Genomic DNA, 13,398 nt, shown 5'->3' on the forward strand with positions numbered 1-13,398 from the left:
GCGAGAGAGCCTGTAGCAGAATCCTGAGATGCGGCGGATCCGAGTTACCGGCGTGGGCCTGGCGGAACCGCGCCGATGGAACGCGAACCTCCGCCCGCACGGGCACCCATCGAGGATCCCGCGCCTCCCGCACAGCATCGGCAATTCACCTCATGAGGCGCAGAAGGGGCGCAGGGCTGCCTGGTGACCCGCAAGAAGGAAGAATCTTGGTCGTCGGAACGACCAGAACCGTTCACTCCTGCGACCCGCCAAACCGGGCCTACCAGGACCGGGCCTACCAGGACCGGGCCTGCCGGGCTACCTGGCACTCGGAGGTCCGGCCGCGTTCGAGGAGCGCGAACCTTTCCGCCCACCGATTAGCGATCTTGATGGGCGCCAGCCTGCGACAGGCTCGCGAACGACCAGAATCCTCAACGCTTCGGGCCGCCACTGCGGCTGCCGCCTGCCCGTGGCGACAGCAGCCGCGTCCGCCCGCGTACCGATCTTGACTGGCGCGATTCCGCGATCGACTGGTCGCCGGAACGACGCCGGCCCCCGGCCGGCGACCCGCAGCCGCACAGACACACCACCGGACGCGGCGAAGCCCCGCCCTGGAGAAGTCCAGGACGGGGCTTCAGATTCCACAGGTGCCGCTGGCGGCACCCGGCGAACTACTTGACGGTGACCGTGGCGCCAGCGCCCTCGAGAGCCGCCTTGGCCTTCTCAGCGGCCTCCTTGGCAACCTTCTCGAGGACGGGCTTCGGCGCGCCGTCGACGAGGTCCTTGGCCTCCTTGAGGCCCAGGCTGGTGAGCGCGCGGACCTCCTTGATGACCTGGATCTTCTTGTCGCCGACGGCCTCGAGGATCACGTCGAACTCGTCCTGCTCCTCGGCCGCGGCAGCCTCGCCGCCGCCGCCACCGGCAGCCGGCGCGGCCGCGACGGCGACCGGAGCGGCAGCGGTCACGCCGAAGGTGTCCTCGAACTCCTTCACGAACTCGGAGAGCTCGAGGAGAGTCATCTCCTTGAAGGCGTCGAGAAGCTCGGTGGTCGAAAGCTTCGCCATGGTGGCGGTTCCTTCCTGGTAATGCCGATCAGGTGATCCGGCGCCCGGTCAGCCGGGCCTTCGTGCGGGGGATGGTCCGTGGTGAGCGGGGATCGCTCAGGCGTCGGTGGCAGCTGCCTCGGCCGCGGCCGGCTCGGCGCCGGCCGTCGCCTCGCGCTGCGCGCGCAGCGCCTCGGCGAGGCGGGCGACCTGGGACAGCGGAGCCGCGAACAGGCCGACCGCCTTCGCCAGGGAGCCGTTCATCGCCCCGGCCAGCTTGGCGAGCAGCACCTCGCGGGATTCCAGGTCGGCGAGCTTGCGGATCTCGTCCGCGGTCATCGCCTTGCCCTCGACGAACCCGCCCTTGACGATCAGGGCCGGGTTGGCGCGGGCGAAGTCCCGCAGCCCCTTCGCCGCCTCGACGGGGTCGCCCCCGACGAAGGCCACGGCGGTCGGGCCGACGAGCAGGTCATCGAGGCCGGAGACCCCGGCCTGCTCTGCCGCGATCTTGGTGAGGGTGTTCTTGACCACCGCGTAACGAGTGGTCTCGCCGAGGGTGCGACGCAGCTCGGTGAGCTGGCTCACCGTGAGGCCGCGATACTCGGTCAGCACCGCGGCGGTCGAACCACGGAACTCCTCGGCGATCTCCGCCACGGCGGCGGTCTTCTCCGAGTTCGCCATCGGGCTCCTTCAGGTGTCGGCCGGCCATGCCGACAAGCCCTGGAAACAACGAACGCCCCGGCGCAGCGAGGCGCGGGGGCGTCAAGAACATCCGACTGTGCCCGGGAGGCTGGCGGCCCATCGGAGTGGACGACCAGCGAACCTGACGGTCTTCGTTACGACTTCCCGTTCGCCACCTGCGCGGGCCGCTCGGAAATCCGAGCCTTCGGCCTCCAGTGCCTGGATCCCGCGACAACCGGAACCCTGACAGCTGAAGAACGACCAGCGGTCTTCGGTGTGGAACTGTTCGCAATGGTAGCAGGCATCGGCGCAGGAACGAACGAAGGGGCACGCCCGAAAAACGGTGCGTGCCCCTTCGGAGTCCGCGCGCGACGCCCGCGCGCGATGTCGACGCGCGACGTCTGCGACGCCCGGTCAGACCGGGGTCTCCTCCAGGAGGTTGCGGGTCCGGTTCGGGTCCACCGGGATACCGGGGCCCATCGTCGTCGCGAAGGTGATCTTCTTGAGGTAACGGCCCTTCGCCGCGGACGGCTTGACCCGGACGATCTCGTCCAGCGCCACGCCGTAGTTCTCGATGAGCTGCGCCTCCGAGAAGCTCACCTTGCCGATGACGATGTGCAGGTTGCCCTGCTTGTCGACCCGGAAGTTGATCTTACCGCCCTTGATGTCACCGACGACCTTGGCCACGTCTAGGGTGACCGTCCCGGTCTTCGGGTTGGGCATCAGGCCACGCGGGCCGAGGATACGGGCGATCCGGCCGACCTTCGCCATCTGGTCCGGCGTGGCGACCGTGGCGTCGAAGTCGAGGAAGCCCTCCTGGATCCGCGCGACCAGGTCGTCGCTGCCGACGACATCCGCACCGGCGGCGGTGGCCTCGGCGGCCTTCTCACCGGCGGCGAAGACGGCGACCCGCGGCGACTTCCCGGTGCCGTGCGGCAGGTTGACCGTGCCGCGGACCATCTGGTCCGCCTTGCGCGGGTCCACACCGAGACGGATCGCGACCTCGACGGTCGCGTCGTACTTCGTGGAGGACGTCTCGCGGGCCAGCTTCGCGGCCTCGAGCGGGCTGTAGAGAGCGGCCCGGTCGATCTTCTCAGCCGCGGCGCGGTACGCCTTGCTGCGCTTCATGTGCTCTCCCTGTGGTGTTGGCGGGTCCTGGCCACCCGACACCGGGCCCGGCGTGATCCCGGACAGGGTCGGAACGGAACAGGCCCTCCCACATGACTCGCCGTGACGGAGTCGTCGCGGCGTCGCGTTCGTGGTCGTGCAGTGTTCGTGGTTGTGCAGCGCCCGTGGTCGTAGAGCTCCGTGGTCACACGGCGACCACGGAAGGGGCTCACTCGCCGACGGTGATACCCATCGACCGAGCGGTGCCCGCGATGATCTTCTCTGCCGCCTCGAGGCTGTTCGCGTTCAGGTCGGGCAGCTTCGTCTGGGCGATCTCACGGACCTGGGCCGGCGTCAGCTTCGCGACCTTGACCCGGTGCGGCGTGCCGCTGCCCTTGTCGACACCGGCGGCCTTGAGGATCAGCCGCGCGGCCGGCGGGGTCTTGGTGACGAAGGTGAAGGAACGGTCGTCGTACACCGTGATCTCGACCGGCACGACGTTGCCGGCCTGCGACTCGGTGGCCGCGTTGTACTGCTTGCAGAACTCCATGATGTTCACGCCGTGCTGGCCGAGGGCCGGGCCGACCGGCGGGGCCGGGGTCGCCTTGCCGGCGTTGATCTGGAGCTTGATCAGCGCAGTGATCTTCTTCTTCTTGGGAGGCATCTGTTCGTCTTCCTACCGGAGTTCTACGGAGCGGATCAGATCTTCGCGACCTGGTTGAACTGGAGCTCGACCGGCGTCTCCCGACCGAAGATGGAGACAAGCACCTTGAGGCGCTGCGCGTCGAGGTTGATCTCGCTGATGGTGGCAGGCAGGGTGGCGAACGGGCCGTCCATGACCGTGACGGACTCCCCGACCTCGAACTCCTGGGCCTTGACCGTCTCGACCTTCTTCTCCTTCGGCGCGACCGGCGCGAGGATGGCGACCACCTCTTCGCGGCGCAGCGGCGAAGGCCGGTTCGTGAGGCCCACGAACCCGGTCACACCCGGCGTGTTCCGGACCGCCGACCAGGACTGGTCGGTGAGATCCATCCGGACGTAGATGTAGCCGGGGTACTTCTTCTGCAGGACGAGCTGGCGCTTGCCGTTCTTGACCACCGGGACCTCCTCGGTGGGCACCTCGATCTGGAAGATGTAGTCCTCCATGTTGAGGCTGGAGATCCGGGTCTCGAGATTGGCCTTGACCTTGTTCTCGTAACCCGCGTAGGAGTGCACGACGTACCACTCGCCCGGCGCCTCCTCCAGCGCACGGAGCAGGTCGTCGGCGTCGTCCTCCGCCGGCTCGGCCTCGGCGGCCGGGGCCGTCTCCGCCGCCGAGGGCACGTCCGCCTCCGCCTGGTCGGCCGACTCGGCCTGGTCTACCGACTCGGCGTCGTCCACGTCGGGTTCGGCCGCGGCATCCGTGCTCGCGACCTCGTCGCGCTCGAACGCCGCGACGGGGTCGAGGCGTTCGAGCGCCTCCCCCTGCTCGGAGGAAGCGTGCTCGGGAGACTGGGACACGCGGCCGATCCTTTTCTCGTGGACGGATGCACTGGTGGGTGGTTCTGTCGCTGACGGCCGTCACCCGCCGAACGGCCCTTCTGGACTGGACCCGCCCGCGGTGCCCGCCTGTGGCCGGCACCTCAACCCGCGCACGACGCGACGGGGCGAACCGGATCAGGCCGGAACCGGCCAGGCCAGGCACTGGGCCACGCCGACCATCGGTCAGCCCGGCTCGGAGCCCGACGCGGCCTCGGTATCAGCCGAAGACCGCGAGGACCGCCTTCGTCAGGCCGAAGTCAAGGCCAGCAACGAAGGCCGTCATCACCGTGACGAAGACGAGCACGACGATCACGTAGGTGACCAGCTCGCTACGCCCCGGGTAGACGACCTTGCGGAGCTCCCCGATGACCTCGCGGACGAACTGACGAATCCTGCGGACAATCGAGAACGGCGACCGACGACGGTCAGCCCGCGCGGACCGGCCGGCCCGCGGTGCCGCGTCACGCGTATCGGTCGCCACTCAGCTCCACCCACTCGTTCGTCGGTCCAACGCAGGGGCGACAGGACTCGAACCTGCAACCGCCGGTTTTGGAGACCGGTGCTCTACCAATTGAGCCACGCCCCTTAGACGTACTCGAACTTTTGGGCCCGCAAGCGGGCCCGACAGACCGAGCGGATCGAGCATACCCCGTCATCGCCCAGAAGCTCGCCACACGGTGCTCTTGGACGTCCGCTAGTCGCCCCAGGACGGGCCGGACGGGCCGGCCCCAGACCGCTCCCCCGTGGCAGCATGGCGACCCATGAGCAGGATCTCCCACCGCATCGCAGGCATCGCGCCCTCCGCGACCCTAGCCGTCGACGCGACCGCCAAGGCGATGCGCGCCGCGGGCAGGGACGTGATCGGCTTCGGTGCCGGCGAGCCCGATTTTCCCACGCCCGAGCACATCGTCGCCGCCGCGGAGAAGGCGTGCCGCGCACCGGCCATGCACCGCTACACCCCGGCCGCGGGCCTGCCGGACCTGCGTGAGGCCGTCGCGGAGAAGACCAGGCGGGATTCCAACCTGGTCATCGAGCCGAGTCAGGTCCTCATCACCAACGGCGGCAAGCAGGCCGTCTACCAGTCGTTCGCGACCCTGCTCGACCCCGGCGACGAGGTCCTCCTGCCGGCGCCCTACTGGACGACCTATCCCGAGGCGATCCGACTCGCCGGCGGTGTCCCCGTCGATGTCGTGACCGGCCCTGACGCCGGTTATCGGGTGACCGTCGAGCAGCTCGAGGCCGCCCGGACCCCCCGCACCAAGGTTCTCCTGTTCTGCTCGCCGTCGAACCCGACCGGCGCCGTCCACACGCCGGAGGAAGTCCGCGCCATCGGCCGTTGGGCAGCCGAGGCCGGCATCTACGTGATCAGCGACGAGATCTACGAGCACCTCGTCTACGGCGACGCGCGCTTCTCCTCGATGCCCGTCGAGGCACCGGAGCTCGGCGACCGGTGGATCGTCGTCAACGGTGTGGCCAAGACCTACGCGATGACCGGTTGGCGGGTCGGCTGGATGATCGCCCCGCTCGACATCATCAAGGCAGCCACCAACATGCAGTCCCACGCCACGTCGAACGTCTGCAACGTCGCGCAGGCCGCGGCGCTCGCGGCCGTCGCGGGTCCCCTCGACGCCGTCTACGAGATGCGGACGGCGTTCGACCGCCGCCGCAAGACCATGCACGAGATGCTCGTCCAGATCCCGGGCGTGCAGTGCCCGCTCCCGGACGGCGCCTTCTACGCCTACCCGTCACTGGAGGGCGTGATCGGCCGCACCCTGCGGGGGAAGACCCCGACCACCTCCGGCGACCTGTGCCAGCTCATCCTGGAGGAGGCCGGCGTCGCGATCGTCCCCGGCGAGGCCTTCGGCACCCCGAACTTCGCCAGGCTGTCCTACGCCCTCGGGGACAACGACCTGGTCGAGGGTGTCCGGCGGCTCGCGGCGCTGCTGGCCGAGGCGGCCTGAGCGGCTCCCGAAGCACTCCGAGTTCCCAGCACGGGCCCCGCGGCGAGCCGCCGCGGGGCCCGTGCCCGTCTCGTGGCCTCACAGCCGTCTCACGGCCTCACAGCCGGCCCCTGAGCTGGCCGCCGCTCCCACTCGCCTGCGGGCTGCCCGACCCGCCGACGGGGCCCGGCCACCGCTCAGGAAAGCTGGACCGTCGCCCGCGCGGCCATGAGGACCTTGGCACCCTGGTGGCGAACTGTGAGGTTCACCACGACGCGGCCACCGTCCAGCTTCTTCTCGACAACGCCCTGGACCGAGACCTGGGCGCCCTCGTCGTCGTCAGGCACCACAATCGGTGAGGAAAACTTCACACCGTACTCGAGCACCGCCCCCGGATCACCGGCCCAGTCGGTGACCAGACGACCCGCGGTGGCCATCGTCAGCATGCCGTGCGCGAGCACCCCCGGCAGCCCCGCCTCCTGGGCCACCCGCTCGTTCCAGTGGATGGGGTTGAAGTCTCCCGAGGCACCGGCGTACCGCACCAGATCGGACCGGCGCAGGGTGAAGATCCGGTCACCGATCTCGGTGCCCACGGCAACCTCGTCATAGCTGACAGTGCTGACGGTGGAAGGCATCCACAGCTCCGATCGGTCGTTCACCGCGGCGGAGCCGTGCCGCGGGACACCAGACTGCAGGTCCCCTCGGCGACGAGCTCGCCGCTCGTCGTCAGGAAGTCGTACGCCGTGACGAGCACCTCGTTGCGCCCGACCGGCCGAATGGAGGCCAGCGTCGACCGCACGACCAGCTCGTCGCCGGCCACCAACGGCCGGTGGAAGGTGAATCTCTGCTCGCCGTGCACGACGAGCGAGTAGTCCAGCCCCAGCGCCGGATCGTCGGTCGGCAGGCCGAGGCTTCCCGGAATGGTGGTGACCAGGAACGTCGGCGGCGCGAGCAGATCGGCGTGACCGGCTGCCTTCGCCGCCGCCACGTCGTGGTACAGCGGATTGTCGTCGCCGATCGCACGGGCGAACTGGCGGATGTGCTCACGGCCCACCTGGAAGGGCACCTCGGACGTGTAGCTACGACCGACGAAGTCCTGGTTCAACGGCACAGCACGCTCCGATCTCGACGAGGGCCCGACGTCGGCGGGATCGGATCGGGCCACGCCGGTCCATCCGACCGGTTCAGGACCCTACCGGGCGCGGCGTCGTGCCAGCCTGGACAGAGGCCAGAACAGCAAAGAACCCGGGCGGGTCCGAGAGATTTCGGACCCGCCCGGGCAAACATCTCTGACGGTCACCGGCGGAAGCTGAAAAGCCGCCAGTGCCGGGAACGGCGACGCGATCCACCGCCTGCCGCGAGAGTGTGACCTCGATCGGTCAGCGGGTCTCGCGGTGCTCCGTGTGCGTGCGGCAGTTCGGGCAGAACTTGCGCAGCTCGAGACGGTCGGGGTCGTTCCGCCGGTTCTTGCGCGTGATGTAGTTGCGGTGCTTGCACACCTGACACGCCATTGTGATCTTCGGACGAACGTCGGTGGCAGCCACGGCGAGAGGCCTCTTCCTGTCTCGAATGCTTACAAGCCAAGGGGTCGCGACTCACCAGACCCCCTGGGGGTTACACGGTGCGCCGCGACCCGATGGTAGCGGTGGCCGGACTTGAACCGGCGACACAGCGATTATGAGCCGCTTGCTCTGCCAGACTGAGCTACACCGCCAGGACGGATCACCGCCGGGCGAAGACCCGAAGACAGTATAAGCGGACGTACCACTTACTGCCGATCACGATCCCACCCGGCACCGGACCGCCTGAGCCCCTTTACGGAATCGAACCGTAGACCTTCTCCTTACCATGGAGACGCTCTGCCGACTGAGCTAAAGGGGCGTGTTCGCGGGACTCACGTTACACGACTCCGGAGCCTTCGTGGCGGGCGGGCCCCCATCAGTTTGACGAGCCGACACATGGTCAGCCGGGCAGGCCGCCAACCCACCCCACAACACCCCACTCCTCGCAACATCTCCCCTTGATCACAACTCTCGACCGCCACCCCTGATCGCCGCCGCGCGACTGCGGGACGTCACGACGCCGTCGACCACCCACCGTCGGGTTGTCGACGCTGCGCGACGACTTCGACGGACGAAGCACCATCAAGGCCGCATCGGCACGGATCCGAGTGACGGCCAGCCCGACACGCCTCCCACGTCGATAGCTGTAAGTAATCACTCGAGTGCTTAGCGTGTGCCATGCCCCCGGATACGCGCCCTTCCGGGAGCTCCCGCAGCCGCTGCCGCGCCGCCGAGCATCGAGGTTTGCCCATGCCGCCCACGCACCGTCCGCCCCGAGACTCCCGAACACCGGATGCGGCACCCGACGTCCCAGCTGGGCCGCACCCGCGAGCGATGGCCAGCCGGCCGGTTCCGTGGGGTGGGCTGCACGTCCCGGCAGGAGCGTCCCTGCCGCCCGGGACGTCCTACGCGACGCTGCACGCCGCGTTCCAGGCTCAGCCGAGGCCCGCCGACCGGAAGCCGGCCACGGACAGGGCCCGCGCGAGGATGACGGTCGGCCGGGAGGAGATCGGCCGCGAGGCGACCGGCGCCGAGGCGACCGGCGCCGAGGCGACCGGCGCCGAGGCGACCGGCGCCGAGGCGACCGGCGCCGAGGCGACCGGCGCGGAGGCGACCGGCGCGGAGGCGACCGGCCGGCCCGGTGGCCAGGATGACGACGAGCCGGCTGTGATCCATCGCTCGGTCGCCGCCTGGCGGCTGCGCAACGCCCGCCGGTTCTCCGTGCGCGTTCTCAGCGCGGCGACGGTCGCCGTCACCGCGGTCGCGTTGTCCGCACCGACCGCCTCCGCGGCACCGTCTCCCACCTGGCCCAAGGGCGTCGACATCGCCTCGTGGCAGCACCCCGGCTCGGCACCGATCGACTGGAACGCGGTCAAGGCCTCCGGGGTGAGCTTCGCGATCGTGAAGGCCACCGAAGGCACCGAGTACACCAACCCGTACTTCGCCGCGGACCGCGACGCGGCCGGGCTGGCGGGGCTCACCGTGGGCGCCTACCACTACGCCCGCCCGGCGGCCCCGATCTCCACCGCGGTCGACCAGGCACGGCACTTCCTGGCTGTGACAGGTCTCACTCGCTCGGCCGGGCATCTGGCCCCCGTCCTCGACCTCGAGACGACCGGCGGCCTGGACCCGGTCGCGCTCGCCGCGTGGACCCGGGCCTTCCTCGAGGAGATCGAGACCCAGACCGGCCGCGCACCCATCATCTACACCTACCGGTCGTTCTGGACGGACCACATGGCCGACACGGACGACTTCGCCCTCTATCCGTTCTGGTTCGCGATCTACAACAACGAGGACACTCCGGGATGGCTACCCGGGGGCTGGTCCAACTGGGCGATCTGGCAGTACAGCTCGTCCGGCGACGTCCCGGGCATCATCGGGAACGTCGACATGAACGCCGCCTGCTGCTCGCCCGCCTCTCTGGCCGCGCTCGCCGACGGAACCCAGTCCGAGCTCGACAAGAGGTACGCCTCGGGCGGTCTCATGCGGATAGCCCTGGGCGCCCCGACCAACACGGAGCTCGCGGCCGGCGGCGGCGGACGCTGGCGGCCGTTCACGAACGGACTGCTCTTCTGGTCGGTCCGGTCCGGAGCACGGGCGCTGCACGGCGAGGTGGCCCGGAAGTACCTGGCCCTCGGCGGCTCCGACAGCTTCCTGAAGCGCCCGCTGAGCGACGTCGAGTGGGCCGCGGCACCCGGCGCGCATCAGGCGATGTTCGAAGGCGGCTGGATCTACTGGAGCCTGGCCACCGGCGCGCACGAGGTGCACGGCCAGATCCTGCGGCACTACCTGGATCTCGGCGGTTCCGTGTCGAGCCTGGGGCTGCCGGTCACGGACGAGTACTCGGTGCCCGGCGGCCGGGAGAGCGCGTTCCAGTTCGGCCGGCTGCGTTGGATGGCGGCGACGAACTCGGTCGCGCTGCTGCCGGCCACAGTTGGCGCCACAGGTGCGGCCCCTGYCGCCGGAGCCCCTGCCGCCGGAGCCGCAGCCGCGGGAGCGGGAGCCGCCGGGGCCGCGGGTACCGCGCTGGCGCCCTGAGYACGGGTCGGCGCGGTGCCACGGATCGCGCCGGTGCGCGCGGATCGTGGGAGTCGGCCGGGCGCGGGGAGTGACGTAGGCCAGCGGGGGTATCTGACTCGCGTGCGGCGCAGGGTGGCCGCCTGGCTACAGAAAGCGTTGCCGCGCAGCCGGGAGGACCAGATGGTAGACCTGCGGCAGGCACGCAGCACGGACGGTTGGCTGATCTTCGCCGCCGTCGTCATGTTCATCGTCGGTTTCCACAACCTCATCTACGGCATCGCGTCCCTGCGCGACTACGTCGTGGTGGTGGACAACCTGAGCTCCAGCTCGAACGGCAACGGAGTGATCTACGCCGGCACCACGTTCTGGGGCTGGCTCTGGATCGCGGTCGGCATCGTCGAGATGTGCATCGCGTTCGCCATCGCGGCCGGCAACGAGCTCGCCCGCTGGGTCGGAATCATCATCGCCGCGCTGAACGCCATCGGTCAGCTGGCCTTCCTCGCCGCGTTCCCGGTCTGGTCGGTGGTCATCATCGCGCTCGACATCCTGGTGATCTACGCGCTGGCGACCTACCCGAGCCGGGTCAGCACAGGCGGAGCGGTGCAGCCCTACCCAGGAGACCGTCCCGGCCTGGCGCGGGGCTCCGCGGAGCAGGTCCGCAGCGGCGCCTACGCGGGTAGCTCCAGCGGTGCCGGTCCGCGAACCCGAGGTGGCGCCGTCGCGACCGGCGACGGAGACCGCGCGGCAGGTGACAGCGGTGGCGCGGCGCGCAACAGTGGCGCCGGCGGCGACTTCTTCCAGCCGACCACCGCCGGCCCGGGCACCCGCTCCGGCGCCGGAACCTCCGAACACCTCGGAGCCGAACGCCCGGACACCGGCTACCGGAACGTCCAGGGCGACGTCGGTCACCGAGGCGGCGAGGAACCGCCGACCCGGACCGATGACCTCGACCGATGACGTCCTGACCGTCCCTGACGTCCTGGTAGTCCCTGACGTCCTGGCCAGGTCATCGACGTCCTGACCGCCGGGGCCGCCGCGGCACCTGTCACCGCGGCGGCCTCGGCACGACCTGGGCCCGCCACTGCTGGCAGCGCCCGACGAACTCGGCGAGATGCCTCGCCGCGAACCGGCCTGCGTCCCAGTTCGAGGCCAACACCGGTACCTGCGCCACGGGTCCCCGCCACAGGTACGCGACAGCGACTTCGCCACCTACCAGCGAAACCTCGCGTGCCTCGTAGTAGTCGCCCTCGAACAGGTCGAGCAGTTCACGTTCCGCCCAGGTGAGGCCGTGCAGGCAGGCGCCGGCGCAGATCTCGGTGGGACCGGCGGGAACCAGCCCCGGATAGGTCTGGCTCCGCAGCTCCGCAGCCCGCCACCCCGCGGCCGAGGCCGGGCTCATGACCGGACGCCGCGCGAGCAGTGCCTCGACGACCTCGGGAAACCGCAGCGTTCCGTAGACGAACAGCGTCGGTGCCCGGCCCGGACCGCCCGCGCTGCCGACGCCGCTGCCCGGAACGCCCCCGGTCACCCCCGAGGCTCCGCCGCTTCAAGGTCGGCCCGGGTGAGTGCGGGGCGCAGCGTGAGACCGATCTCGGCGAGCCGCTCGCGACCGCCCTCCTGCCGGTCGATGACGCACAGGACGTCCTCCACGATCGCGCCCTGCTCCCGCAGCACCCGGGTGGCGTCCAGCACGGCACCGCCGCTGGTCACGACATCCTCGACCAGAACGACCCGCCGGCCCGCGATCTCGCCGCCCTCGGCGATCTGCCGGGTGCCGTACTCCTTGGCCTTCTTGCGCACGAACCTGGCCGGCAGGCCGGTCCGCGCCGAAAGCAGTGTCACCAGCGGGATGCCGCCGAGCTCGAGCCCACCGAGAAGTTCCGTCCCGGCCGGGAGGTGCTCCGCCATCGCGGCAGCAATCTCCGCCAGCAGCGCGGGCTCAGCCTCGAACAGGTACTTGTCGAAGTACTCCGTACTGGTGCGCCCCGACCGTAGGACGAAGGTGCCGGTCAGATGGGATGCCGCCCGGACTCGGGCAGCCAGCGCGTCGATGTCGGCCACAACTGGCGACTCTACGGCTCGCCCGCCGACACGCTCGGGGTGTCGGCGGAGCGAGGCGGGCCCCGGTTGCGCGGCGAGCCGCCGGGGTCCTGGTCGTGCGTGGTGTATGCAGCGCGCCATCAACTCAGCCGCGGCCAAGGCTCTCCAGGTCGAGCGTTGACTGGCCGGACAGGGCAGTGAGGGTTTCGCGGAGGCGGGTCGCCTGGTCGAGCCACTCGGGCCCATCGGCGTCGTCCCAGAGTTCCCTATGTTCGCAGTCGCTGGCGAGCACACGGTCCACCGCCTGAATGGCAAGCGGGACCAGGCTGGCGCGAAGAGGCGGGAGGGGCTCCTTCGGGCCGTGGTTCGAATCGACGGGTTCGGTGCCTGTGAAGCGAGCGGCGATCAGCGCCGCCGAGGCGATGGCGGCCGTCGCACCTGGGTACTCCAGGTAGTCGTCCTCTTCGATGGCGTGGCTCAACGCCTGGGCTAGTGCGGCCCCCCGATCTTCATAGGCCAGGTCATCAAGGTCGCCGGCGAAGTCCGCAGCGTCATCGTTGGCGAACGGTCCAGGTCCCCAAACGCCCATCGATCTCCCTCACGTAGCTGTGGCGAGCGTGATCCCTTCGGTGTGCCGGCGGGCTTGTCCCCACCATCGGGTGGGCAGGAGATTGTCCACAACCGGCCGGTAGCGACCATGATCAGGCGGGAACAACCGGGAACGCGGAACAGGCCCCGGAGATACCTCCAGGGCCTGTGTCTCAGTTGTTCCCCGGATTAACCGGGGCGGTGGCAGGTGATGGATTCGAACCATCGTAGGCTGAGCCGACGGTTTTACAGACCGCTCCCTTTGGCCACTCGGGCAACCTGCCGTACTCGGCAAGCATACCGGTTGCTCCGAGCATGCTGACGGGAGGGTCCCCGACTACATCCCCGACGGGCCCCGCGACGCGTGCCCGCGGGTCGCGGGGCCCGTCGCCCGCACCGAACGACTCGACCCAGGAG

Annotated in this window: 15 protein-coding genes and 4 tRNA genes; 3 read left to right on the forward strand and 16 right to left on the reverse strand. The window is 69.9% G+C overall.

The features are described 5' to 3' along the window. Window positions 1-650: 650 nt before the first annotated feature. The 7 genes from rplL to CcI49_RS16445 form a co-directional block, all read right to left on the reverse strand. Entirely contained in the window at window positions 651-1,043 is a 393-nt protein-coding gene (gene rplL, locus CcI49_RS16415; RefSeq protein ID WP_054570422.1) for a 50S ribosomal protein L7/L12, read from the reverse strand. A gap of 96 nt (window positions 1,044-1,139) precedes the next feature. Next, the gene (gene rplJ / locus CcI49_RS16420) at window positions 1,140-1,703 is read right to left on the reverse strand and encodes a 50S ribosomal protein L10 (protein WP_054570421.1); all 564 of its coding nucleotides are present in this window, start codon (window positions 1,701-1,703) and stop codon (window positions 1,140-1,142) included. A gap of 414 nt (window positions 1,704-2,117) precedes the next feature. Then, complete coding sequence (gene rplA / locus CcI49_RS16425; protein ID WP_054570420.1) at window positions 2,118-2,831, reverse strand: 50S ribosomal protein L1; 714 nt, start codon at window positions 2,829-2,831, stop codon at window positions 2,118-2,120. Window positions 2,832-3,039: 208 nt separating this feature from the next. Then, entirely contained in the window at window positions 3,040-3,474 is a 435-nt protein-coding gene (rplK, locus tag CcI49_RS16430; protein ID WP_054570419.1) for a 50S ribosomal protein L11, read from the reverse strand. A gap of 35 nt (window positions 3,475-3,509) precedes the next feature. Continuing rightward, complete coding sequence (nusG, locus tag CcI49_RS16435; protein WP_054570418.1) at window positions 3,510-4,310, reverse strand: transcription termination/antitermination protein NusG; 801 nt, start codon at window positions 4,308-4,310, stop codon at window positions 3,510-3,512. Between the two features lie 238 nt (window positions 4,311-4,548). Then, window positions 4,549-4,812: a preprotein translocase subunit SecE gene (gene secE, locus CcI49_RS16440; protein WP_006539116.1), complete on the reverse strand. Its 264-nt coding sequence runs from the start codon at window positions 4,810-4,812 to the stop codon at window positions 4,549-4,551. A 32-nt stretch (window positions 4,813-4,844) separates the two neighbouring features. Beyond that, window positions 4,845-4,917 (reverse strand) — tRNA-Trp (locus CcI49_RS16445). 175 nt (window positions 4,918-5,092) lie between these two features. Between CcI49_RS16445 and CcI49_RS16450 the strand changes: the two genes are divergently transcribed. Continuing rightward, window positions 5,093-6,292, forward strand: a complete 1,200-nt coding sequence (locus CcI49_RS16450) for a pyridoxal phosphate-dependent aminotransferase (RefSeq protein ID WP_006539115.1) — start codon at window positions 5,093-5,095, stop codon at window positions 6,290-6,292. A 176-nt stretch (window positions 6,293-6,468) separates the two neighbouring features. On the opposite strand, the gene CcI49_RS16455 is transcribed toward CcI49_RS16450, so the two are convergent. From CcI49_RS16455 to CcI49_RS16475, 5 genes are all read right to left on the reverse strand, one after another. Beyond that, a complete protein-coding gene (locus CcI49_RS16455; RefSeq protein ID WP_054570656.1) occupies window positions 6,469-6,906 on the reverse strand; it encodes a MaoC/PaaZ C-terminal domain-containing protein in 438 nt (145 codons plus the stop codon). A 20-nt stretch (window positions 6,907-6,926) separates the two neighbouring features. After that, window positions 6,927-7,382 carry a MaoC family dehydratase N-terminal domain-containing protein gene (locus tag CcI49_RS16460; protein WP_006539113.1) on the reverse strand — a complete coding sequence of 152 codons (456 nt, stop codon included), beginning with the start codon at window positions 7,380-7,382 and terminating at the stop codon, window positions 6,927-6,929. A 268-nt stretch (window positions 7,383-7,650) separates the two neighbouring features. Beyond that, on the reverse strand, window positions 7,651-7,782 hold the full coding sequence (gene rpmG / locus CcI49_RS16465) for a 50S ribosomal protein L33 (RefSeq protein WP_226931056.1): 132 nt from the start codon (window positions 7,780-7,782) through the stop codon (window positions 7,651-7,653). 126 nt (window positions 7,783-7,908) lie between these two features. Further along, window positions 7,909-7,985: transfer RNA gene (locus tag CcI49_RS16470), tRNA-Met, on the reverse strand. A 94-nt stretch (window positions 7,986-8,079) separates the two neighbouring features. Then, window positions 8,080-8,152: transfer RNA gene (locus tag CcI49_RS16475), tRNA-Thr, on the reverse strand. Between the two features lie 431 nt (window positions 8,153-8,583). Between CcI49_RS16475 and CcI49_RS16480 the strand changes: the two genes are divergently transcribed. After that, window positions 8,584-10,371, forward strand: coding sequence for a GH25 family lysozyme (locus tag CcI49_RS16480; RefSeq protein WP_347280122.1), 1,788 nt, complete (start codon window positions 8,584-8,586; stop codon window positions 10,369-10,371). A gap of 162 nt (window positions 10,372-10,533) precedes the next feature. Next, on the forward strand, window positions 10,534-11,310 hold the full coding sequence (locus CcI49_RS16485) for a hypothetical protein (RefSeq protein WP_076827563.1): 777 nt from the start codon (window positions 10,534-10,536) through the stop codon (window positions 11,308-11,310). Window positions 11,311-11,398: 88 nt separating this feature from the next. Here CcI49_RS16485 and CcI49_RS16490 read toward each other — a convergent pair whose 3' ends face one another. The 4 genes from CcI49_RS16490 to CcI49_RS16505 all read right to left on the reverse strand — a co-directional run bounded on the left by CcI49_RS16490 (window position 11,399) and on the right by CcI49_RS16505 (window position 13,265). After that, window positions 11,399-11,881, reverse strand: coding sequence for a gamma-glutamylcyclotransferase family protein (locus CcI49_RS16490; RefSeq protein WP_076827565.1), 483 nt, complete (start codon window positions 11,879-11,881; stop codon window positions 11,399-11,401). Then, complete coding sequence (pyrE, locus tag CcI49_RS16495; protein ID WP_054570415.1) at window positions 11,878-12,414, reverse strand: orotate phosphoribosyltransferase; 537 nt, start codon at window positions 12,412-12,414, stop codon at window positions 11,878-11,880. Before pyrE ends, CcI49_RS16490 begins: the two co-directional genes overlap by 4 nt. Before the next feature lie 124 nt (window positions 12,415-12,538). Continuing rightward, window positions 12,539-12,982, reverse strand: coding sequence for a DUF4259 domain-containing protein (locus CcI49_RS16500; RefSeq protein WP_076827567.1), 444 nt, complete (start codon window positions 12,980-12,982; stop codon window positions 12,539-12,541). Window positions 12,983-13,183: 201 nt separating this feature from the next. After that, window positions 13,184-13,265, reverse strand: a tRNA-Tyr gene (locus CcI49_RS16505). Between the last annotated feature and the right edge of the window lie 133 nt (window positions 13,266-13,398).

The organism is Frankia sp. CcI49 (assembly GCF_001983215.1).
Classification (GTDB): Bacteria; Actinomycetota; Actinomycetes; order Frankiales; family Frankiaceae; genus Parafrankia; species Parafrankia irregularis.